The 20,899-nt window shown below is 70.7% G+C and carries 21 protein-coding genes and 1 pseudogene; 9 read left to right on the top strand and 13 right to left on the bottom strand.

The window, feature by feature from the left end; all coding sequences use genetic code 11:
- Window positions 1–68: 68 nt before the first annotated feature.
- The 5 genes from ACFY4A_RS06945 to ACFY4A_RS06965 are packed head-to-tail and all read right to left on the bottom strand — an operon-like array spanning window position 69 to window position 5,209.
- Window positions 69–917, bottom strand: coding sequence for a serine hydrolase (locus tag ACFY4A_RS06945; RefSeq protein WP_390828353.1), 849 nt, complete (start codon window positions 915–917; stop codon window positions 69–71).
- Window positions 914–2,542 carry an amidohydrolase family protein gene (locus ACFY4A_RS06950; RefSeq protein ID WP_390828354.1) on the bottom strand — a complete coding sequence of 543 codons (1,629 nt, stop codon included), beginning with the start codon at window positions 2,540–2,542 and terminating at the stop codon, window positions 914–916. The genes ACFY4A_RS06945 and ACFY4A_RS06950 overlap by 4 nt, the downstream gene beginning before the upstream one ends.
- Window positions 2,542–3,315 carry an amino acid ABC transporter ATP-binding protein gene (locus ACFY4A_RS06955; protein ID WP_390828355.1) on the bottom strand — a complete coding sequence of 258 codons (774 nt, stop codon included), beginning with the start codon at window positions 3,313–3,315 and terminating at the stop codon, window positions 2,542–2,544. The genes ACFY4A_RS06950 and ACFY4A_RS06955 overlap by 1 nt, the downstream gene beginning before the upstream one ends.
- Window positions 3,312–4,316, bottom strand: coding sequence for an amino acid ABC transporter permease (locus ACFY4A_RS06960; protein ID WP_390828356.1), 1,005 nt, complete (start codon window positions 4,314–4,316; stop codon window positions 3,312–3,314). Before ACFY4A_RS06960 ends, ACFY4A_RS06955 begins: the two co-directional genes overlap by 4 nt.
- A gap of 8 nt (window positions 4,317–4,324) precedes the next feature.
- The gene (locus ACFY4A_RS06965; protein WP_390828357.1) at window positions 4,325–5,209 is read right to left on the bottom strand and encodes an ABC transporter substrate-binding protein; all 885 of its coding nucleotides are present in this window, start codon (window positions 5,207–5,209) and stop codon (window positions 4,325–4,327) included.
- 225 nt (window positions 5,210–5,434) lie between these two features.
- On the opposite strand from ACFY4A_RS06965, the pseudogene ACFY4A_RS06970 reads away from it, so the two are divergent.
- Window positions 5,435–5,885 (top strand): annotated as a pseudogene (locus ACFY4A_RS06970) (DNA-binding protein).
- Between the two features lie 48 nt (window positions 5,886–5,933).
- Here the strand turns inward: ACFY4A_RS06970 and ACFY4A_RS06975 are convergent.
- Window positions 5,934–6,566 (bottom strand): hypothetical protein, encoded by a 633-nt coding sequence (locus ACFY4A_RS06975; protein ID WP_390828358.1) that lies wholly within the window; start codon window positions 6,564–6,566, stop codon window positions 5,934–5,936.
- Between the two features lie 53 nt (window positions 6,567–6,619).
- Window positions 6,620–7,672, bottom strand: coding sequence for a hypothetical protein (locus tag ACFY4A_RS06980; protein WP_390828359.1), 1,053 nt, complete (start codon window positions 7,670–7,672; stop codon window positions 6,620–6,622).
- Between the two features lie 206 nt (window positions 7,673–7,878).
- Here ACFY4A_RS06980 and ACFY4A_RS06985 point away from each other — a divergent pair, with 206 nt between their 5' ends.
- Complete coding sequence (locus tag ACFY4A_RS06985) at window positions 7,879–8,682, top strand: SAM-dependent methyltransferase (protein ID WP_390828360.1); 804 nt, start codon at window positions 7,879–7,881, stop codon at window positions 8,680–8,682.
- A 105-nt stretch (window positions 8,683–8,787) separates the two neighbouring features.
- Here the strand turns inward: ACFY4A_RS06985 and ACFY4A_RS06990 are convergent, their stop codons facing one another.
- Window positions 8,788–9,495, bottom strand: a complete 708-nt coding sequence (locus ACFY4A_RS06990; protein ID WP_390828361.1) for a class I SAM-dependent methyltransferase — start codon at window positions 9,493–9,495, stop codon at window positions 8,788–8,790.
- Between the two features lie 225 nt (window positions 9,496–9,720).
- Between ACFY4A_RS06990 and ACFY4A_RS06995 the strand changes: the two genes are divergently transcribed.
- The 4 genes from ACFY4A_RS06995 (at window position 9,721) to ACFY4A_RS07010 (ending at window position 13,300) form a co-directional block, all read left to right on the top strand.
- Window positions 9,721–10,929 carry a sensor histidine kinase gene (locus tag ACFY4A_RS06995; RefSeq protein WP_390828362.1) on the top strand — a complete coding sequence of 403 codons (1,209 nt, stop codon included), beginning with the start codon at window positions 9,721–9,723 and terminating at the stop codon, window positions 10,927–10,929.
- On the top strand, window positions 10,926–11,600 hold the full coding sequence (locus tag ACFY4A_RS07000) for a response regulator (RefSeq protein ID WP_390828363.1): 675 nt from the start codon (window positions 10,926–10,928) through the stop codon (window positions 11,598–11,600). Before ACFY4A_RS06995 ends, ACFY4A_RS07000 begins: the two co-directional genes overlap by 4 nt.
- Window positions 11,601–11,764: 164 nt before the next feature.
- Window positions 11,765–12,652 carry an amidohydrolase family protein gene (locus ACFY4A_RS07005; RefSeq protein ID WP_390828364.1) on the top strand — a complete coding sequence of 296 codons (888 nt, stop codon included), beginning with the start codon at window positions 11,765–11,767 and terminating at the stop codon, window positions 12,650–12,652.
- A gap of 156 nt (window positions 12,653–12,808) precedes the next feature.
- Complete coding sequence (locus ACFY4A_RS07010) at window positions 12,809–13,300, top strand: hypothetical protein (RefSeq protein ID WP_390828365.1); 492 nt, start codon at window positions 12,809–12,811, stop codon at window positions 13,298–13,300.
- A gap of 61 nt (window positions 13,301–13,361) precedes the next feature.
- Here the strand turns inward: ACFY4A_RS07010 and ACFY4A_RS07015 are convergent, their stop codons facing one another.
- Together ACFY4A_RS07015 and ACFY4A_RS07020 are read right to left on the bottom strand one after the other, a co-directional pair.
- Window positions 13,362–13,715, bottom strand: a complete 354-nt coding sequence (locus tag ACFY4A_RS07015; protein ID WP_390828366.1) for an ArsR/SmtB family transcription factor — start codon at window positions 13,713–13,715, stop codon at window positions 13,362–13,364.
- Between the two features lie 63 nt (window positions 13,716–13,778).
- Window positions 13,779–15,452, bottom strand: coding sequence for a SulP family inorganic anion transporter (locus tag ACFY4A_RS07020; protein ID WP_390828519.1), 1,674 nt, complete (start codon window positions 15,450–15,452; stop codon window positions 13,779–13,781).
- Between the two features lie 337 nt (window positions 15,453–15,789).
- Here ACFY4A_RS07020 and ACFY4A_RS07025 point away from each other — a divergent pair, with 337 nt between their 5' ends.
- The gene (locus ACFY4A_RS07025; RefSeq protein WP_390828367.1) at window positions 15,790–17,007 is read left to right on the top strand and encodes an MFS transporter; all 1,218 of its coding nucleotides are present in this window, start codon (window positions 15,790–15,792) and stop codon (window positions 17,005–17,007) included.
- A 40-nt stretch (window positions 17,008–17,047) separates the two neighbouring features.
- Here ACFY4A_RS07025 and ACFY4A_RS07030 read toward each other — a convergent pair whose 3' ends face one another.
- Complete coding sequence (locus tag ACFY4A_RS07030) at window positions 17,048–17,188, bottom strand: hypothetical protein (protein ID WP_390828368.1); 141 nt, start codon at window positions 17,186–17,188, stop codon at window positions 17,048–17,050.
- A gap of 155 nt (window positions 17,189–17,343) precedes the next feature.
- On the opposite strand from ACFY4A_RS07030, the gene ACFY4A_RS07035 reads away from it, so the two are divergent.
- The gene (locus tag ACFY4A_RS07035; protein ID WP_390828369.1) at window positions 17,344–17,976 is read left to right on the top strand and encodes an amino acid permease; all 633 of its coding nucleotides are present in this window, start codon (window positions 17,344–17,346) and stop codon (window positions 17,974–17,976) included.
- A gap of 13 nt (window positions 17,977–17,989) precedes the next feature.
- On the opposite strand, the gene ACFY4A_RS07040 is transcribed toward ACFY4A_RS07035, so the two are convergent.
- Window positions 17,990–19,681: an amidohydrolase gene (locus tag ACFY4A_RS07040; RefSeq protein WP_390828370.1), complete on the bottom strand. Its 1,692-nt coding sequence runs from the start codon at window positions 19,679–19,681 to the stop codon at window positions 17,990–17,992.
- Window positions 19,682–19,807: 126 nt separating this feature from the next.
- Here ACFY4A_RS07040 and ACFY4A_RS07045 point away from each other — a divergent pair, with 126 nt between their 5' ends.
- A complete protein-coding gene (locus ACFY4A_RS07045; RefSeq protein ID WP_390828371.1) occupies window positions 19,808–20,407 on the top strand; it encodes a TetR/AcrR family transcriptional regulator in 600 nt (199 codons plus the stop codon).
- A gap of 68 nt (window positions 20,408–20,475) precedes the next feature.
- On the opposite strand, the gene ACFY4A_RS07050 is transcribed toward ACFY4A_RS07045, so the two are convergent.
- Window positions 20,476–20,865 carry a cytochrome P450 gene (locus ACFY4A_RS07050; RefSeq protein ID WP_390828372.1) on the bottom strand — a complete coding sequence of 130 codons (390 nt, stop codon included), beginning with the start codon at window positions 20,863–20,865 and terminating at the stop codon, window positions 20,476–20,478.
- Between the last annotated feature and the right edge of the window lie 34 nt (window positions 20,866–20,899).

Here is a 20,899-nt window from a genome sequence, read left to right on the forward strand (position 1 = left end):
CGCAGCCGGTCCACCCCGGCGGGGGACCGGCTGCGGCACGCGGTACATGCTGTGCCGGACAGTCGCGGTCAGTCGCGGGCGCGGCGCCGGTGGGCACAGGCCGCGAGAGCACGGCCGACCTCACGGACCGCGTGTACCGCGGCCCGCTCGGTGCTGGGCCCCAGGTCCGTGTCCCAGTGCGCCACCACCGCGTACGCCAGCCGGCGTGTCCCGATGAACACGCCCGCGTCGGCGCGCACCCCCGCGTCGGTGCCGGTCTTGTTGGCCACGAGGAGCCCACCGGACGCCGGCTCCGGGAATCCCGGGGCGTACGCGTCGTGCCCCACCAGCGCGGGGACCAGGCCGTGGTCGGTGTTGGCTCGCATCCAGCTCAGCAGGCGCGCGGAGGCGTCCGGCGAGCCCATGGTGCCGCGTACCGCGTGCGTCACCAGCCGCGCCAGGTCACGGGCGGTACCGGTGGCGAAGACCGGCGGCACGTCCGGGCCCCGTACGTCGCGGACGACGTCGTGCAGGGCCAGGTGGTCGAGCCCGAGCCGTCCGGCCAGCCGGGCGGTGGCCTCGCGCCCCACCAGCCGGAGCAGCGCGTTGGTGGCCGTGTTGTCGCTGACCGCGGCGGTCAGCCAGGCCAGGTCCTCGACGGTCCAGCCGCCGCGGCCCAGCCGGCGCAGCAGTCCGGTACCGCCCGCCCGGTCCTCGTCGCGGATCTCGACGAGTTGGCCGGCAGACAGCTCACCGGTGTCCAGCCGGCGGGACACCTCGGCGAGCAGCAGCAGTTTCGAGGCGGAGGCGACCGGCAGCACGGTGTCGTCGTCGACCCCCACCGTCCGGCCGCCGTCCACGTCGACGGCGGCCACGGACAACGTGAGCGGCAGCGCGGCCGAGCGGCGCGCCGCCGCGGCCACCTGGGCCAGACTCATCGGACTCTCACCACCTCTCCCGCCCGCACCGCGGTCGGGCGGCCGCGGCGTACGGCCACTCGCCCCGCCACCACGACGGTGCCGACGCCCTCCGGGGCCTCCAGCGGCCGGTCGAAGGTGGCGCCGTCGAGGACGGCGGCCGGATCGAGCACCACCAGGTCGGCGATCGCACCGTCGCGGACCACACCGCGCCCGGTGAGTCCGAACCGCCGGGCGGGCAGTCCGGTCATCTTGTGCACCGCCGTCTCCAGCGGCAGGAGCCCCTCGTCGCGGCCGTAGTGTCCGAGGACCCGGGCGAAGCTGCCCGCCCAACGGGGGTGCGGACGGCCCGGTTTGGGTACGCCGTCCGAGCCGATCACCGACAGGGGGCTGGCGAGCACCCGGCGGACGTCGTCCTCGCGCATGGAGTGGCTGATGATGGTCACCTCGCCCTGCTCGGCCAGCAGCAGGTCGCACACGTAGTCCACCGGGTCGACGCCGCGCTCGGCGGCCAGGTCGGCGATACGGCGGCCCTCGGCCTCAGGATGTGTCGGGGCGGCGGCCACCGCGATGAGGTCCCAGCCCCCGTTCCCCACCGTGTTCTCCCACCCCTCGACACCGCAGTCGATGTCCGCCCGGACGCGGTCGCGCACCTCGCTGCGGCGCAGCCGTTCCAGCAGGGCACCGACGCCGCCCTCGCTGGTCCACGGCGGCAGCATCGCGTGCAGGACGGTGCTGCCGGCAGTGTAGGGGTACACGTCGCAGAGCACGTCGACGCCCTCGGCGCGGGCGCGTTCCAGCCGGGGAAGGGTGCGCCGGGTGGCTCCCCAGGCGTGGCGGCCCGCGGTCTTGTGGTGGGAGATCTGCAGGGGGGCGCCCGAGCGCGCCGCGATCTCCAGGGCCTCCTCCAGGGCGCTCTCCACCTGTGACATCTCGTCACGCAGGTGGGTCACATACGGTTTGCCGTGGCGTGCGGCGACACGGGCCAGCGCGACGATCTCCTCCGTGTCGGCGTAGGTGCCGGGCGGGTAGATCAGCCCGGTGGACAGGCCCGCCGCGCCCTGGCTCAGTGCCTGGTCGAGCAGTCGGCACATGGTCTGAAGCTCACCGGGCTCCGGTGGGCGGGCCTCGAAGCCCATCACTCCGGCGCGGAGCGTGCCATGGCCGACCAGTGAAGCGAGGTGGGTCCGGCGCAGGTCCGGGTCCTGCCCGGCGGCGAAGGCGTCGAAGTCCACGGCCGGCCGGACCGGGCCGAGGCCGAAGGTGACGCGCAGGTGCGCGGCGAGTTCCGGCAGCCGCCGCGGCAGCGAGGGGAACAGGCTGGTGCCGCAGTTTCCGCAGATCTCGGTGGTGACGCCCTGGAGCAGCGGCGCCAGGCGCAGGTCCTCGATCGCCTCGGCGGCGTCCGCGCCTTCGTCCGCGTCGCGGGGTGCGGCGAGAGCGTCGGAGTGCGTGTGCACGTCGATGAAGCCGGGTGTGACGACCTGCCCGGAGGCGTCCACGACCTCGGCCGCGTCGGCCGGAGCACCCGGGGGAAGCACGGTGATCCTTCCGCTCGCCACCGCGATGTCCGCCCTTCGGGCGGGGGCGCCCGTGCCGTCGACGAGTGTGCCGCCGCGGAGCAGCAGGTCCATGGGGCGGCCCATCACAGCACCGTGGACAGGAAGGCCCGCGTGCGCTCGTGCCGCGGCTCGGTGAACAGTTCGTCCGGGCGTCCGGCCTCCACGACGGCTCCCTGGTCCATGAACAGGACGCGGTCGGCCACCTCGCGGGCGAAGCCCATCTCATGAGTGACCACGATCATCGTCATCCCGCTGCGGGCCAGGTCGCGCATGACACCCAGCACCTCGCCGACGAGTTCGGGGTCGAGCGCGGAGGTGGGTTCGTCGAAGAGCATCAGCGTCGGTTCCATGGCCAGCGCGCGGGCGACCGCCACCCGCTGCTGCTGCCCGCCGGACAGCTGGCCGGGGTAGTGGCCTGCACGGTCCGCGAGACCGACCCGGTCCAGCAGTTCACGGGCCTGACGCTCGGCCTGGGCGCGGCCTTGGCCCTTGACCGCGAGCGGACCCTCCATCACGTTCTGCACCGCGGTGCGGTGCGGGAAGAGGTGGAAGCGCTGGAAGACCATGCCGATCCGCTCGCGCTGCCGCTGGATGTCGCGTGCGCGGCGTTCACGCAGGGTGCGGCCGGAGGTGCCGTGCTGCTCGTAGCCGACGAGTTCGCGGTTCACCCAGACGCGTCCCGCGTCGATCCGTTCGAGGTGGTTGAAGCAGCGCAGCAGGGTCGACTTGCCGGACCCGGACGGCCCGATGACGCACAGCACCTCGCCGGCGCGGACGTCGAGGTCGATGCCCTTCAGCACCTCGGTGTCGCCGAACCGCTTGCGGACCCCCCGGGCCCTGAGGACCACGTCGTTCACGATGCCGCCTCCTTGGTGACACGCCCGGGTACGAGGTTGGCCAGGACCCTGCGGCGCAGCGGCGGGGCGGCGCCGGGGCTGAACCGGCGCTCGACGGCGTGCTGGGCGACGCTGGCGACGGTGGTGAGCACCAGGTACCAGATGGACGCCACCATCAGCAGCGCGATGACCTCGAAGTTGGCCAGGTACAGGTGCTGGGAGACGGTCATCAGGTCGGCGCCGGCGATGACCGAGACCAGGGAAGTGGTCTTGAGCATGGAGATGAACTGGTTGCCGAACGGCGGGATGATGACCCTCATCGCCTGCGGCAGGACGATCCGGGTGAGGATCTTGCGGTGGGACATGCCGAGGGAGGCGCCCGCCTCCCGCTGCCCGGGGTCCACGCTCTGGATGCCTGCCCGCACGATCTCGGCCATGTAGGCGCCCTCGTTGATGGACAGGCCCAGCAGTGCCGCCACGAATCCGGTGATCACCTGGTTGGACTGCCAGCTGACGAGCTTCGGCCCGTCGAACGGCACACCGATGCTGATCTCGGGGAACAGCAGGGCCAGGTTGAACCAGAAGATCAGCTGTACGAGCAGCGGTGTGCCGCGGAAGAACCAGGTGTAGGCGCCGGCGGTGAGGCGCAGCACCGGACTGTCGGAGAGCTGCATCACCGCGGTGACGACTCCGATGGCGATGCCCACGGCCTGCGAGATGAGGGTGAGTTGGACCGTCACCCACAGGCCCTTCAGGATCACGCCGTCGAACTGGTACTTGGCTATGACGTCCCAGTGCAGGTTCGGGTTGACGACGACGGTGTAGGCGAGCCACACCGCGCACAGGACGGCGGCCAGGACGGCGAGCCAGCGTCCCGGGCGGGGACGGCCGGTCACCTCCAGGGACAGGTCCTCCTCCTGGTGCGTCGCGCCGGAGGCGGCGGGGGCCGGTGCCTTGCCGGGTGACGGTGTCTTGCCGGGTGCCGAATCGGTTGGGCCGTGGTGGGTCATGTCCGTGTTCACTTCGGGACTCACTGCCCGCCGTTGAGGGTGGCCCGGGGGACGGCACTGCCGGCGACGCCCCAGGTCTCCAGGATCTGGTGGTACTCGCCGTTGTCGATCAGGTCCTGGAGGGCCTTCTGGACGGCGTCACGCAGACCGCTCCGGTTCTTCGCCACGGCGATGCCCCAGGGAGCGGCGCCGTACTGCGTGGGCAGCACCTGGTACGCGTTGCCCTTCCGCGCGAACATCTGGGCCACCGGGTAGTCGACGATGGTCGCCACGGCGCGTCCGCTGTCCAGCTGAAGCAGCCCGGTCGGGGCGTCCTCGCTCTGCGAGATCCGCATCTTGTCGGTGCACTGGGCGTTCTGCTGCTCGCCGATGTCCAGGTTCGAGCTTCCCTTGGCGAGGACGACGGCCTTGCCGCACAGATCCGCGAGGGTCTTGATGCCCTGCGGGTTGCCCTTCTTCGTCATGACGACGCCGCCGGTGCGGAAGTAGTCGACGAAGTCCACCGCCTGGCGGCGCTGGGCGCTGTCGGTCATGGAGGACATGGCCAGGTCGAAGCGTCCGGACTGCAGGCCGGGGATCAGGCCGTCGAAGGCCGCGTTGGTGAGCTGGAGCTTGAGCCCCAGCTTCTTGGCGATCGCCCGGGCCAGGTCGGGGTCGACACCGGTGAGTTCGGTGGTGCCCGGCTTGTACATCTCCATGGGCGGATAGCCGACCGCGGTCGCGACACGGAGTACACCGCTCTGCTTGTACTGCGCGGGAAGCAGTTCGGCGGCGGTCTTGCCGGCGGCGTTCTTCGGCTCGCTGCCGGACGGGTTGCTGCCCTGGCCGGAACGTCCGCAGGACGTGGCCGCGAGGGCGACCAGGGCCAGTGCGGCCAGACAGCGCAGAGGACGGGGGCGTCTCATGGGGTTCTCCCTCACGCGGTGACGGTGCGCCGATGCTGGCAGCCGCCCGTCGGTGAATGGAAGATGATGAAGCTATTCACGGCTGAGCATCGAAATCGGTACTGCTCGCGGTGCACCCGAGAGGGCGGAGTCGGTCAGTCGGGCGTCGAGGGGCCGCGTACGTTTGAACCAGTTGTTCAAAACGCTCCGTTGACTTCCATGCGTGTACTGCCCCGTCCTCATCTCATGCCGTCGACTCCTGATCAGCACACGGACGCCTTCACGCCTTTGCAGCCGGAGCAGGCGGGGGCCCGGCGCGTCTACGCGTCCCTGCTGCGCATCGCCGAGCGGCACGCGGCTACCGACGAGCAACGCCGGCGACGGGTTCATCCCTCGGTCATCGCGCCGCACGAGGCCGTCAGACTCGTGTCGTTCCTGCTCAGCGGGGCCGCACAGCCCGATGACAGTGAACCGGAGGTGGGCCGCGCAGACATCAAGGCCGCGTTGAGTCCCGTCCCGCTGGTTCGCGGGGAAATGGACGAACCGGGAACCGGCCTGCTTCGGATGGCACGGGGGCCGTGGCATGACCTGGCAGGAGATCGCCTTCAAACTCGGGCTCGGCACCCCGCAAGCGGCCAGGCAGCTATACGAACGGCTGGCCGGCCGCGCCGCAGCCGACGCGGAGGGCCCGGAGTAGAAGGGCCCGCCCCGGGGCTACGGCGGTTCAGCGCACGACGGGCGTGGCCTATTCGGCAGTTCCGGGCTGCGCCTCGGCCTTGGGGGCAGCCTTGGGCTCCGGCGGGTTGGGAGCGGTGTAGAAGACGGACGTGCCCTGCTTGCTGCGCTGAGCCTGGCTCCTGGCCACAAGGTTTTCGAGGGTGGTGCGCACGACGTTGGTCTTGATGCCGCGGTCGGGGTGCGCCTGGCCGAGTGCCGTGGCGACTTCCGCCGCCGAACGCGGTTCGTTTTGTTGGGTCAGGTGGCGGCGGACGAGTTCGGCCAGCGTGGGTTGAGTCTTCTTCGCGGCAGCGTCGTTCTTGGCCGCGGGGCTTTTGGTGGATTGCCTCTTGGTCGTGGGCTGTTTTGCAGCCGCCGTCTTCGCCTTCCCGCGAGGCTCGGCAGCGGCCTTCTTCCGCGGAGAGGGCACGGAGGCGTTGTCGGTGGTCGCGGGATCAGGGGCCGCTCCCGCGATACCGAGTGCCTGCTGCATGTTCACCAGTACGGTGTGGTCGTGCTGAAGTGCAGCCAACTGGGACTGCAACGCCGTGATTTCCTCCGTGATGCGTTCCTGCTCCTTGACGTTGCGCTCGAGGTCGGTGGTTACCTGGTTGATGTACTGCGACGTCAACTCGGTGGCTGAAGCCGTGCTTTCGGGCATCCTTATCTCCTTGTTCCGTTGCCGGGTGAAGCCTGCGTGCCAGGTGCAGAGAGTCAGGCGGGCAGGTACTCCGGCTGTGGGGGGTCTTGCCCAGTGATGATACGGCTGGGTATATCACTCGCCGACTGACTGCTTCGGCCAGTATGGCGTTCAGCCCGCGCTGCGCGAGCAGATTCACGCTCAAGTGGAGGAGATTGCCCGCACCCCGTCAGCGGCCCGGCGGGAAGATCGACCGGCGAGTTGTCCTCGACGAACACCTTCAACGCCCCGCCGTGCTCCTCGGCGAGGGCCGTGGCCGTACCCCCCAATTCCTGCACCCGGCTCATGGTGCGGTCGAAGAAGTCCCGGCCGGAGGGCACGAGTACGGACAACTCCAGATCCTCGTAGTAGGCCAAGAGCCGGTCGTTCTCCACTCGGAGGGTGACGGGAAACTCCTTCTGGTCGGTTCGGCGGAGCAGTGCCTCACGCGCGCCCTCGCTGTAGGACGTCCAGTGACTGATGAACGGCAGTATCAGATCCGGCCGAACCGATCGCGCATAGGCGACCGTCATGGCCTGCAGGTCCTCCCACCACGGCAGCCTCAGCCTCAATGAGTAGACCGAGTACGTCCGCCTCGCACCGCGAATATGGAACGTGTCGCCGGCTTCCTCATCGGCGTCCTTCCACCGCTCATCCACCTCATGGAGCTCAACCAGCCCGTGACAGCCGACCGGCCGGCCGGAGACGGCGGCCAGACTTCGCAGAGGGGCACCGAGCGACACCAGATTGCGCTCGTACATGTAGCCCATGTGCCGTTCATGAGCCGTACCTCCCATGCCCGGGGGAGCGGCCACACTGATCGCCTTGGGGTTGTATTCGTTGTCCGGCCGGGGAACGAGCTGCACCACTACAGGCAGAACCGCCTGCTTCTCGCACCGACCCTTGACGGCCGCCCTGAAAACGCTTTTCTCCCACCCGTCCGCCAGGCTCCGTCTCACGAACGACCGATAGACGTCCACCGTGTCGTCCCACAGGGCCACCCCGACCGAGAACTTGGCCTCATGAGCGGGAACCAACAGCAATCCGCTCTCGGGGTCCTCATCCATCGAGCCGGCCATTCCGTCCATCACTACCGTCCTGTCACACTGTGCCTGCCCCACTCACCCAGCCCGAACAGGGCAAATGGACGTCGGTGACAGTATCGGACACGGCTCACCGGTGCCGGACATGCCGTGCGTGTGCGTCACTGCCGAGTGGCTGTGCGGCCACGTAACCACGTGTAGGTCCAGAGGAGTTGACCGTTCCGGCGGACCCCCTGTGACATGCTTCGATCATGACTGAGCGAGACGACTGGGACACAAGACTGCAGACCGATCGCCCGCACTCGGCGCGTGTGTGGGACTACCTGCTCGGTGGCAAGAACCACTACCTGGTGGACAGCCAGGCCGGTGACATGATCCTGGAGACATTCCCCGAATTCGCGGCCATCGCCCGCCTGCAACGGAGTTTCCTGGTGCGGGCGGTGCGGTTCATGACACGCGACGCGGGTATTCGTCAGTTCCTCGACATCGGTACCGGGCTGCCCACCACGAACAACACCCACGAGGTCGCCCAGAGCATCGCGCCCGACAGCAGAATCGTCTATGTGGACAACGACCCGATCGTCCTCGCTCACGCCGATGCGCTGTTGTGCAGTACGCCAGAGGGAAAGTGCGCCTACCTCGACGCCGATGTGCGCGATCCGCGGAAGATCCTCACCCAGGCGGCCCGGACGCTGGACTTCGGCCGGCCCATCGGCCTGATGCTGCTGAACATCATGGGCCAGCTCTCGGACGAGGAGGAGCCCGAGCGCGTCGTGGCCGAACTGATCGACGCTCTGCCACACGGCAGTTACGTGGCCTTGAGCGACGGCACGGACACCAGCGACCAACTCAAGGCGGCCGTCGAGGCGTACAACGCACAATCCGTCAACACGTACCACCTGCGCTCACCCGAGCACATCGGGAGCTTCCTGAAGGGGCTGCGTCTGGTCGAACCAGGCCTGGTCAGGTCGGCCGACTGGCGCCCGGACCCCGAGTCCGAGGGTGTCACTCGGGAGCAGGGCCACGCCGTCGGGGCCGTGGGCCTGAAGGAGTAGGGCTTCCTGCCATGCCGGTGGCCGGATCACGCTGACGTGACCCGGCCACCCGACCCGTACGGCCCGGGACGGCGCCGCTCCCCCGCAGTGACGCCCCTTCCGCGGTCACGCCGCCGTCGGCCGCTCCGCGAGCAGATAGCGCGTCCAGGGCCGCACGTCGGCGAACCGCGGCTCGGTGAACCCGACGGCACGGAGCACGTCCGCGTACTGCCGCACGTCGGCGGCGGACATGGGATCCTCCGTCACCTCCCCGTGCGCGACACCGTGGACCATCATCCCGGCGATGGCGCGGGTCACCCGCGGAGCCACCCGGCCGCTCGGAAAGGCGTCCGCGATCAGCAGCCGCCCGCCGGGCCGCAGCACGCGGTACATCTGCGCCAGCGCGGTCTCCCGGTGCGCCTCGGGGATGTGGTGCATCGCGAACGTCGAGGTGACCACGTCGAACTCACCGTCGGGCAGGTCCAGGGACTGCGCGGCCGCGAGTACGAAGCGGCAGTTGGCCGCCCGGCCCGCGTGCCGGGACGCGTACTTGACCATCGGTGCCGAGGGGTCGACGCCGACCACCCGGCCGCCGGGCCCCACCGCCTCCGCGAGCCGCCCGGCGAAGACCCCCGGACCGCAGCCGACGTCGAGCACCCGGTCGCCGGGGCGGACGCCGCTCGCCGCCACCAGCGTGTTGTTCAGCGCACCCCGGCGGCCGCCGAAGATCACCGTGACGAGCAGGTTGTACCGGCGCGCCCACGGGATGAGGAGGCCCGGCTGCTCCGGCTCCCGCACCCCGGTGCCGGCCGTGTCGACTCCGTGACTCTTCATGACCTGTTCTCCTTCCGGTGTCCTTGCCGCACCGACCGTCCGCGGTGTCGGCTGAGACGTCCTTCGATGATGGGCGGGGCCGGGGCCGCCGTCGTCGCCCTGGCGGCGCGACTGCGCGCTGCCACACCAGGACCACCCGGCCCGACGGCTACTCCGCCGGGAGTACGCGCGAAATGGCCCTACGAGGTGACGTATCGCCGCGCGCACCAGCGCTACCGTGCGGGGATGGGCATGCGGCTGAGCTTGCGCGGCTACGCGCGGGACGCGGTGACGGCGGGTGTCGTCGCCGTGATCTCGCTGGTCGGTTCAGTGGTGGCCGTCCCCGACCGCACCGGCCTGGACGTGCTCGGATACCTGCTGGTGCTGGTGGGGGGTCTCGCGCTCACCGCCAGGCACCGCCTGCCGGTCGCGGTCGTGGCGACCACGCTCGTGTGCCTGTTCACCTACCATCTGCGCGGCTACCCGGGTGACGGGGCCGCTGTGCCTGTTCTCGTGGCGATCTACACCGCCGTACTCGCGGGCCACCGGCTGGTGACGGTCGCCCTGGGCGTGGGCGCGTTCGTCGCGGGCACGGTGGCGCTGAGCATCACGTCCTCCGGCGGCCAGTCCGTCCGGCAGATCGTCGAGGGACGGTTCCTGCTGGCCGGCTGGGTGGTGGCCGCGGCCATGGCGGCGGAGATGCGGCGCCAGTGGAACAGCAACCTCAGGCAGGCCGAGCAGCGTGCCGCCGACGCCGAGCAGCGGGCGGCCGACGCCGAGCGGCTCCGCGAGGAGACCGCGCGTCGCCGTGCGGGGGAGGAACGGCTGCGGATCGCGCGCGAGTTGCACGACTCGCTCACCCACAGCATCTCCGTGATCAAGGTGCAGGCAGGGGTGGCCGTCCATCTGGCCCGCAAGCGCGGCGAGAGCGTGCCGGAGGCTCTGCTGGCCATCCAGGAGGCCGCGGGCGACGCGACCCGCGAACTCCGGGCGACCCTCGACGTGCTCCGCGCACCCGGCGAGGCCGTCCCCGGCCGGCCCGGCCCCCCGGTCACCGGACTCGGGCTCCTGCCCGTGCTGGTGGAACGGACCAGTGCCACGGGCCTGCCCGCCACCGTGACCGTCGAGGGCGAGCCGAGGGAGTTGCCGCCCGAACTCGACCGGGCCGTCTACCGGGTCGTCCAGGAGGCCCTGACGAACACCGCCCGGCACGCCCAGGCCGCCTCGGCCCGGATCCGTCTCGACTTCCGGCAGGACTCGCTGGCCGTGCACGTCGACGACGACGGCAGGGCGACCCCCGCGGCACAGCCGGAACCGGGTACCGGCCTGACCGGCATGCGCGAGCGGGTCACGGGACTCGGCGGGCGACTGCACGCCGGGCCCCGGCCGGAGGGCGGGTTCACCGTCCGCGCCGAGTTCCCGCTGAACGGCACCGACCTCGGCGGCACACCATGATCCGGGTCCTGCTCGTCGACGACCAGCCGCTCATCCGCGGCGGCTTCCGCGCGCTCCTCGACGCCGAGGACGACATCGAGGTCGTCGCCGAGGCCGCCGACGGCGCTGCCGGGGCCGCGCTCGCCTGTGAGCACGTTCCCGACGTGGCCCTCGTCGACATCTCGATGCCGGTGGTGGACGGGATCGAGGCCACCCGCCGGATCGCCGCGGACCCGGCCCTGTCCGCCGTGCACGTGGTGATCCTGACGAACTACGGCGTCGACGAGTACGTCTACAGCGCGCTGCGCGCGGGTGCGAGCGGATTCCTCGTCAAGGACATCGAACCCGCCGACCTGCTCCAGGCGGTCCGGGTCGCCGCCCGCGGCGACGCGTTGCTGTCCCCGGCCATCACCCGCAAGCTCATCGCCGAGTACACGTCCCGGCCCCTGTACCCGGGCCCGGGCACGCACTTGCGACTGGAGGTGTTGACCCGGCGGGAACGCGAGGTCCTCGCCCTGGTCGGCCGCGGCCTCAGCAACGACGAGATCGCCGCCCACATGGTGATCAGCTCGTCCACGGTCAAGACCCACGTCAGCCGCACCATGACCAAGCTCGCCGCCCGCGACCGCGCCCAACTCGTCGTAGCGGCCTACGAGTCCGGCCTGGTCGCCCCCCGCGGCACGGCCCCTTGACCAAGTGGTCCGTTCGATGCCCTTGATCCAGATCACCGCGAGCGAGCAGGGGAGTGGGGAGACCGGACAGGGCACCTCGCCGCTCGGTCCATGTGACGGATCCCTCACCGCGCCCCTCATGGAAAGGCTGGCCCGCCCCCTCACCAGGGCCGATCGTGGGCGACATGAACGATGACCGCATGGCCCCCGTCGAGGTCCGCCGTTTCTGGGGACGGCTTGGTATTCCCGGGCTGGTCGACGTCCACACGCACTTCATGCCCGAGCGTGTCCTGCACAAGGTCTGGGACTACTTCGGTGCGCAGGGACCGCTGACCGGTGGGCTCGAGTGGCCGATCGCCTACCGCAAGGACGAGACGGAACGGACGGCCGTTCTACGGGAGTCCGGCGTCCGGGCCTTCACCGCGATGCTCTACCCGCACAAGCCCGGCATGGCCGGCTGGCTGAACGGATGGGCGGTCGACTTCGCCCGTCGCACCCCCGACTGTCTGCACACCGCCACCCTCTACCCCGAGCCAGGCGTCGAAACCTACGTCCGCGAGGCCGTCGAAGCGGGCGCGCGTGTGTTCAAGGCCCATGTACAGGTGGGGGCCTACGACCCGGCCGACGAACTCCTCCAGCGGGCATGGGGGTTGCTGGCCGAGGCGCGGATCCCCGTGGTGATCCACTGCGGCTCGGGGCCCGCACCCGGCAAGCACACCGGCCCCGAGCCGATCGCGCGGGTGCTGGCGCGGCACCCGAAGCTGCGACTGATCGTCGCGCACATGGGGATGCCCGAGTACGAGGAGTTCCTCGGCCTCGCCGAGCGGTACGAGCAGGTGCGGCTCGACACGACGATGGCGTTCACCGACTTCACCGAGGGATTCATGCCGTTCCCGAGCCGGGCCCTGCCCCGGCTCGCGGGGCTCGGCGACCGCATCCTTCTCGGCTCCGACTTCCCCAACATCCCCTATCCCTACGTGCATCAACTCCACGCCTTGGAGCGGCTGGGACTCGGACGGGAGTGGCTGCGGGCCGTGTGCCACGACAACGCGGCAAGGCTGTTCGGGCTGTAACTCGCCACCGCGGACAGGCTTCGAGTGTGTGCCGGCCGTACCCGTGCAGTGGAGTCCGCCAGGGCCGAACAGCCTGATTTCGAGGCCGACGGACCCCTGCGCCCGCCGGCCGGCCGTGACGATGATCAAGCGCATGGGGAGAAGGGAAAGCCACGAGTGATCGCTGTTGTAGGGCACGCCGATCTCACCGCCTCGACGCTGGCTCTGCTGGAGGAGGAACTGCGTTCCCGTCTGGCAGCCTTCGCCCAGGCGGGAACGTCCGGGCTGGTGCGCGCCGGGAAGGGACTGCCGGTGGCGTTCGGGCGGGCCGCCCGGAAGTCGGGACTGGCCCTGGTGACGGTCCTGCCGTCCTGCAACGGGGTACCCGCGCATGTCGCAGAGCCGGACCGGAAGGCGGCCGGTGAGCTCCTTTTGTTGTCCGAGCAGGTGCGGCTGGTGGAGTACGACCCCGGTGACCGCACCTCGTGTGTGACGGCTGACGAGGGCTTGCTGCGCTCGTGCGCGCGAGTGCTGGCCGTCTGGGACGGCTCTCCTTCCTCGGGCAGGGACGCGACGGCGCACCTGGTGGCCTATGCCCGCAGCCACGGTGTCGACGTCGAGGTGCTCTGGCCGCAGGGGGCGGAGCACGAGACCACCCGCAGGGGGTAGCCACGACTGCGACACCGCACAGGCCGCATCCCAGGGGGCGGCGGCCGCTGCCCGACGACCGTCACTGCGAGGGAGGCTTCCTCTCCGGCTGGTCCGCCCGCAGATCGGCGAGCAACTCCGCCTGCCCCGCCAGCACACCCGACAGGATCGAGCGGGCCACCCTCATCAGCTCCGCCACCTCCAGGTTGGCCAGCGAGTAGTACACGTTCGACCCCTCCTTGCGGGTCCGCACCAGGTTCGCCCGCCGCAGCACCGCCAGTTGCTGGGACAGGTGCGCCGGCTCGATCCCCACCTCGGGCAGCATTTCCGCGACCGCGTGCTCGCGCTCGCTCAGCAGCTCCAGGACGCGGATACGGGCCGGGTGTCCGAGCGTCTTGAAGAACTCGGCCTTCAGCTGGTACAGGGGCGTACTCACCCTGCCGTCCCCTCCCCGGCACGGAACGACAGGAACGGCTGGACCACCCGGCATCGCATCCACCTACTCGTCAAGAACATGCGCCCTATCCTCGCGTGTCCTGTCGCGTCGCTGTCCAGCCGGTGCCGTCGGCTCGGCCGGCAGGACTCCGGCGATGTGCAGGTGGTCGCGGGCGGCGTGGATCGCCTCGGGCGTGTTGGCGTAGTCGCGGCCCTCGTGCCGCAGCAGCTCCAGAGCACCGACGGAGTCGAGTACCCGCCGCTGCTCGGGACGGATCCCGGAGGCCAGGACGACGATGCCGCGCCGGTTCAGCTTCTCCACCGCGTCCTTCAGGACGAGGGCGCCGGTGGCGTCCATCGTGGACACCCGCGACATCCGCAGGATGACGACCTTCACGTCCGCCACCTCGGTCAACTCCAGCAGGAAGCGGTGCGCGGCGGCGAAGAAGAGCGGACCGTCGATGCGGTAGGCGACGATGTGCTCGGCGAGCAGCTGGTGCTCCTCGTCGGTGTGATCCCCCCGGTCGAGGGACACCTGGTCGAAGCGGGCCTGCTTGGCCACGGCCCGCAGAGCGAGGGCCCCGGCGGTCGACAGGCCGATGATCACCGCGTACACCAGGTCAAGAGCCAGCGTCGCCACCGCTGTCAGGACGAGGATCACGGCATCGGACCGCGTGGCCCTGGCCATCGCCTTCAGCGAGCCGACCTCGACCATGCGGATCGCGGTGGCCAGCAGCACGCCGGCCAGCGCCGCCAGCGGGATCTTCGACACCAGGGGCGCCGCCGCGAAGACGATCACCGCGAGGACGGCGGCGTGCGTGAGGGCGGCCAGCCGGGAGCGGGCACCCGTGCGGACGTTGACGGCGGTGCGTGCGATGGCTCCGGTGGCCGGGACGCCACCGAACAGCGGCGCGGCGATGTTGGCCAGACCCTGGCCGAGCAGTTCCCGGTCCGGGTCGTGCCGCTGTCCCACTGTCATCGCATCGGCGGCGGCCGCGGACATCAGCGACTCCAGCGCGGCCAGCGCGGCCACCGCCACGGCCGGGGCGAGCAGCGAGCCGAGCGAGCCCGGGTGGAAGAAGGAGAGGGAAGGCGCGGGCAGTCCCGCGGGCAGGTCGCCGATCGGCTTCGCGTCCAGCCCGGCGACCTGGGTCACGACGGTGGCGGCGATCACGGCGACGATGGAGAACGGCACGGTCGGCCGCCACCGTGCGCCGGCCAGCATGAGCACGACCACGGAGACCGCGAGCCCCACGGCGGTCCAGTTCGGCGCCTTCACGAACTCCTCGACCGCGTGCCAGGTGATGACGAGCACCTTGTCGCCCTCGGGTTCGGGCACGCCCAGCGCGTTCGGCACCTGCTGGAGCCCGATCACTCCGGCGATGCCGAGCGTGAAGCCCTCGATCACGGGTGCCGGCACGTACTGCATGTAGCGCCCGGCCCTGAACACGGCGAGGACGACGAGCATCACGCCGGCCATCAGGCCCACCGTGAGAACGGCGGTCGGGCCGTACTGGCCGACGATCGGCACCAGGACCACGGTCATCGCGCCGGTCGGCCCCGACACCTGAAGATTCGACCCGCCGAACACGGCGGCCAGCGCGCCGGCGACCACCGCGGTCGCCAGACCCGCCTCGGCGCCGAGCCCGGAAGACACCCCGAAGCCGAGGGCGAGCGGCAGCGCCACGATCGCCACCGTGAGCCCGGCGAGCAGGTCACGGCGCGGATCACGCCGCATCTGGGACAGATCGGAGCGGGAGGGCAACAAGGCGCTGATCCGTTGATACAGCGGAACCGACACGACCCCTCAGCTTCCCCTCGCACAGCCCCACCGGGGCGAGCCACACAGAAGCTGTGCCCCCGGCTACCTAGGGGCACAGCGAACACAGCATCTAAGCAATTGCGAAATTTAGCAATCGTGAAATCCGGTTTGTTCTATTTGTAGGGATAAGTGTGGTCGCCGTGGGCCGATGGGACACGTCAGCCCTACGCTCAGGGAGCCGGCCGAGCCGAGCCAGGCAGGACTGTCCCTTAGGCTTCTGCCGCCAACTGGTTCCGGCGCGGGGGGAGAGGCCATGAACGCCGGTGTACAGCGCGGCGCGATCGCCGCCGTACAGGTACTCGGCCTCGCCGTCTGGTTCTCCATGTCGGCGGTGGTTCCCACCCTGCGCGGCGAGTGGGGGCTCGACTCCGCCGACGCCGTATGGCTGACCGCGTCGGTCCAGCTCGGATTCGTCACCGGAGCGCTCACGTCCGCCGCTCTCACCCTCGCCGACCGTCTTCCACCCCAGCGCCTTCTCGCCGGCGGCGCTGCGGCAGCCGCTGTGTGCACTGTGCTGCTGGCCGTGTCGGTCGATCAGCTTGCCGCAGCCGTTCCCCTCCGCTTCGTGACCGGTGCGTGCCTGGCCGGTGTCTATCCGGTCGGCATGAAACTCATGGCTTCCTGGGCACATGGCGCCGCACGCGGCAAGTCCATGGGGGTTCTCATCGCCGCCCTGACGCTCGGATCGACGCTTCCGCACCTCATCGCCGGCGTCGGGTCACTGCCCTGGCGGGGCGTTCTCCTGGTCGCGTCGGCCGCCGGACTGCTGGCCTCCTGCATCGCGCTGGCCTTCATCCGCGTCGGTCCCCATGCCGCCCCGGCGGCGCCCACCCGCAATCCCCGCTACGCCCTCACCATGTTCACCCAGCGCGGCCCCCGCTCGGCCAACCTCGGTTACTTCGGGCACATGTGGGAGCTCTACGCCCTGTGGACCTGGATCCCCGCCTTTCTCGCCGCGACTGACAGCGCCCGTGACCTTCCCGGATCGGTCGAGGTCACGGTGTTTCTCACCATGGGGGTCGGCGGCGTCGTCGGCTGTCTGCTCGGTGGCTGGGGCGCCGACCGCTTCGGCCGCTCACCCGCCGCCATCGCGGCCCTGCTCACCAGTGGTCTGTGCTGTCTGCTCTCACCGCTGCTCGTCCACTCACCGCCGGCACTCGTGGTCGCTTTCTGTGCCCTGTGGGGCGCTGCTGTCATCGCTGACTCCGGAGTGTTCTCCACCGCCCTCAGCGAAGTCGCCGACTCCCGCTGCATCGGAACGGCCCTCACGGCCCAGACCGCGATCGGATTCGCCCTCACGGTCGTCAGCATCCAACTGACCCCCCTGCTCGCCGACGCCGTCGGCTGGCGCTACGCGTTCCTTCTCCTGGGCCCCGGCCCCTTGGCCGGCGCGCTCGCCATGCGCGCCCTGAGGACCGGAAACGGCTCCGCTGAGCGTGCGGGACGAGGACGTACCGCTCTCCGGCTCTGACCGCTCCCGGCCGCCCCAGGCACCCGAGCACTTCCCGGGCTCACTCCTCCAGATTCAACATCCGCACCGGGCGGCGGAATCCGCCCGTGCGGAGCGTGAGGATCCCCACGCCCACCAGCGTCCAGATGATGCCCACGACCTTGGCCGGGGTGTCCAGGCTGACCCACAGGGCCGCGTTCACGACGAACCCGAGGGCCGGCAGCAGTAGTTGCAGTACGGCGGCAACGGGTCCGCGGGCATCCGCCCGACGATGAGCACGTTGAGGGCGGGGACGCCGGTGCGCGGATCGACCCCTCCGAAGAGCACCCAGCACCCGACGTGGTCATCCAGGCCGGCGTGGCCATCGCGTTCCTCGTGTTCGCCGTGCGCGCCATCGCCACCCATGGCGAGTCCTTCGGGACCACCGGCTGGGACCCGACCTCGGTGTCGCTGCCAGACCTGCTCAGCGGCGCGTCGTTGCTGGCCCTGTCCTTCCTGGGTTTCGACGCGGTCTCCACCCTCTCCGAAGAGGCCGAGCGCCCACGCCGGGACATCCCGCGGGCCATCCTGCTCATCGTGGCCGCGGCCGGGGTGTTCTTCCTGGCCATCACCTACGCCATGCAGACGCTCTTCCCGGATGTCTCGGCCGTGGGCAACATCGTGGGCGCCTCGCCGGAGATCGCCGAGTACATCGGCGGTGCCGCCTTCCAGGCGGTGTTCGTGGGCGGCTACCTCACCGCGGTGCTCCGCCACGCAGGCCACGGCGAACCGCTCGCCCACCGCACTCGGCGGCACCGCGCAGGGCACCGCGACCGCCGCCGACCCCGAACAGGCCCAGGACGCCACAGGCGGGTCACAGTTGCGCCGCAGCCTGAGGCTGCGCCAGCGGCACGGCTGCTCTTCGCCATGGGCCGCGACGGCATGCTGCCGCGCGCGACGAGGTCTCATCGCCGCCTCCGCCGTCTTCCTGGAGCCCTCGGCGGCGTGTGAGGGAAGGTTGCTCTCAGACATGGGCGTGACCGCCTTCGGCGTGGGCCGAGCAGGAGGCGAGCGCACCGTAGTGGCCGGCGGTGGCGCGTGCCGTGGCGGCCTCGTGGACCACCTCGCCGCCCACCCAGGTGACCTCGGCCCGCTGCTGCAGCAGCGCCGCCGGGTCCGATTCGAGCGCGTAGAGGTCCTCGGACCATGCGACGAGGTCGGCCTTGGCGCCCTCTCGGATGACGCCGTACTCGTCCTCCCGGTGCCAGGCCCAGGCGCCCTCGGCCGTGTAGCCGCGCAACGTGTCGTCGAGCCCCAGGCGCTCCGCCGGGGTCCAGGCGTCCTTGCCGTCCAGCCCGGCCCGTGTCAGGGCCGAGTAGAAGCCGATCAGGGGGTCCATCTCTCCCACCTGCCAGTCGCTGGAGAGGGCCACGTGGGCGCCGGAGGCCATGAGCGAGCACAGCCGCCAGGCGCGGTCCCAGCGGGCCTCGCCGATGTTCTCCATCCAGGTGCCGGCCACGAGGTCCGGGGAGCAGTGGCGCGGCTGCATGGCGGCGGTGACGCCCAGTCGGGCGAAGCGCGGCAGGTCTTCCGGGGCGAGGCACTCGACGTGCACGATCCCGTGGCGGCGGTCGCGTGTGCCATTGGTGCGCGTGGCGTGCTCGATGGCGTCCAGTGCCAGGCGGATGCCGCCGTCGCCCGTCGCGTGGGTGTGGGTCTGGAAGCCGAGGCGGTCCAGTTCGGTGATGACCTGGGTGAGCTCGCCCAGCGGTGCGGAGGGATGGCCTCGGTGCCCGGGCCGGTTGGCGTAGTCGTCGAGCATCCAGGCGTTGTGGGGCTCGATCACGTCGTCGGCGTAGAGCTTGACGGGGCCGAACGCCAGGCGGTCACCGCTCGGGGCGGCGTCGGCCGCCGCGCGCAGTTGCTGCCGGAACGCGCCGTCGGACCCCATGGGGTGGAAGAGCGCCGCGATGACGCGGGAGCTGAGGCGTCCCTCGTCCCGGGCGCGCTGGAACAGGTCGATCTCGGCGATCGGGACCTGCGGTTCCACCACGGTGGTGATGCCGGCGGCGGTGGCCATCTCGAGGCTGCCCAGCAGCTTGCGGTAGCGCCGCTGCGGCGAGTACATCGGGATGTCGCGCTGGAGGCCGGCCAGGCCCGCCGTCGTCATGGCGCTCGTGTAGAAGTCGGTGACCCATCCGGTGGCGCGGCCGTCGGCGTCCCGCTCCGGGCGGCCCCAGGGGATGTCGCCGCCGTCGTCCAGGTGCAGGGCGCGGATGGCGGCGTCGTTGAGCCACACCGAGTGCTGGTCGTAGGTGGTGACGAAGACGGGGCGAGAGGTGATGCCGGCCAGGTCGCGGGCGTTGGGGCGGCGGCCGTGGACCACCGAGTACACGGCGTTCTCGGCGCAGATCCAGGTCAAGTCCGGGCGAGCATAGGCGAGTTCGGCGATACGTCGGCGGACCTCATCGAGGATCTCGGCGCCCTCGAGGCTGACGGCGTCGGGGTCGAAGCCGAGCAGCAGGTGGTTGTGGCTGTCGATGATGCCCGGAGTGAGGAGGCCTCCGTCCAGGCGGCGGTGCTCGCGGGCCGCCGGGGCCTGCGCCTCGTCGCCCACGAAGGCGATGCGCCCGCCGGTGATGCCGACGGCGCCGGCCCACGGACGGGCATCGTGGAACGTGCGCACACGGGCGCCGGTGATCAGGGTGTCCAGCATGGTCGTCCTTGGTTCTGAGCCGCGCCAGGAACGCGCGGCGAAGGTGCGCCGAGACGGTGCGCATTTTTTGTCATCGGCGTCAAAGAATGGTTCGAGTCTCATGAGCATCTCGGCTACTGTCAAGGGATGGCCCGCCGAAAAAACCAGGACGAACGCCGCGCCCACCTCATCCAGGCGGTCATCGACACGACCGCCGAGACCGGGCTCCGCTCCCTGTCGCTCGCGGACGTGGCACGCAAGGCAGGGCTGACCCGAGGGGCTGTCCTGTACTACTACGACGACCTCGACGCGCTGCTGAGCGAGGCCTATCGCGCGGGCATGGAACGCTTCTGCGACCGGCGGGACGCGCTGCGGGACACGGTCGAGAACCCGGCGCGACTCCTGGGGGAGACGATCCGCGCCGGGCTCCCGGCGGGACCGGACGACGCGCTGATGCGCCTGCTGTACGAGTTCGACGTGCTGGCGGAGAGTTCCCCGCTGCACACCAGGCTGGTCGAGTCGATGTACGAGCGGCAACTGGCCACGTATCGGACCGTGCTGGAACTCGGCGTCGACGCCGGGGCGTTCAACCTCATCATGGACGCGCCGACGGCGGCCCTGAACCTGGTGGCGCTGGAGGACGCCTACGGACTGCACATCGTGGCCGGCAACGGCCAGATCAGCGTGCAGCGAGCCGTCGAGGCGATGTTCGACGCCGCGCGGGCGTTCGGCGCACCGGCTGCGTGAACACTTCGTTCGTTGTGCGCACCGACTCGTTGGTGGGCGGATCTGCGACCCTTCACCGCCGCCGCGGTCTACCAGCCCGCGGCCGAGCCCAACCGTCTGGGCGGAGACTGTACGACGCCGATGGAGACCGACACCCCCGCCTCGGCGGCGACATCGGCGCCCGTAACCCGGCGGCGTGCCACGAGCGTCACTCCCTTCCCGCCGGAGGCCGGCGACCAGCCCCTGCGAGCGCCGCGGCCCGGCAGCTGCAGCGGGGGATCCCAGCGGATGACCTCCTCCACCGCCTGGCGCGCGGCCACCTCCTGGGAGGTCACCCGCGCCCACTGGTCGGGGTGGCGCAGCAGGGCGGTCATGCCGTTGCCGGTGGTGTTGACCGTGGCCTCGTGACCGGCGTTCAGCAGCACGATCACCGTGGACACGATCTCGTCGTCGGCGAGCTCGGCGGCGAGTTTAGTCAACCGTTTGACTTCCGACCCGGCACGGGCCTGTGAG

This window comes from Streptomyces sp. NPDC001292 (assembly GCF_042896465.1).
GTDB lineage: Bacteria > Actinomycetota > Actinomycetes > Streptomycetales > Streptomycetaceae > Streptomyces.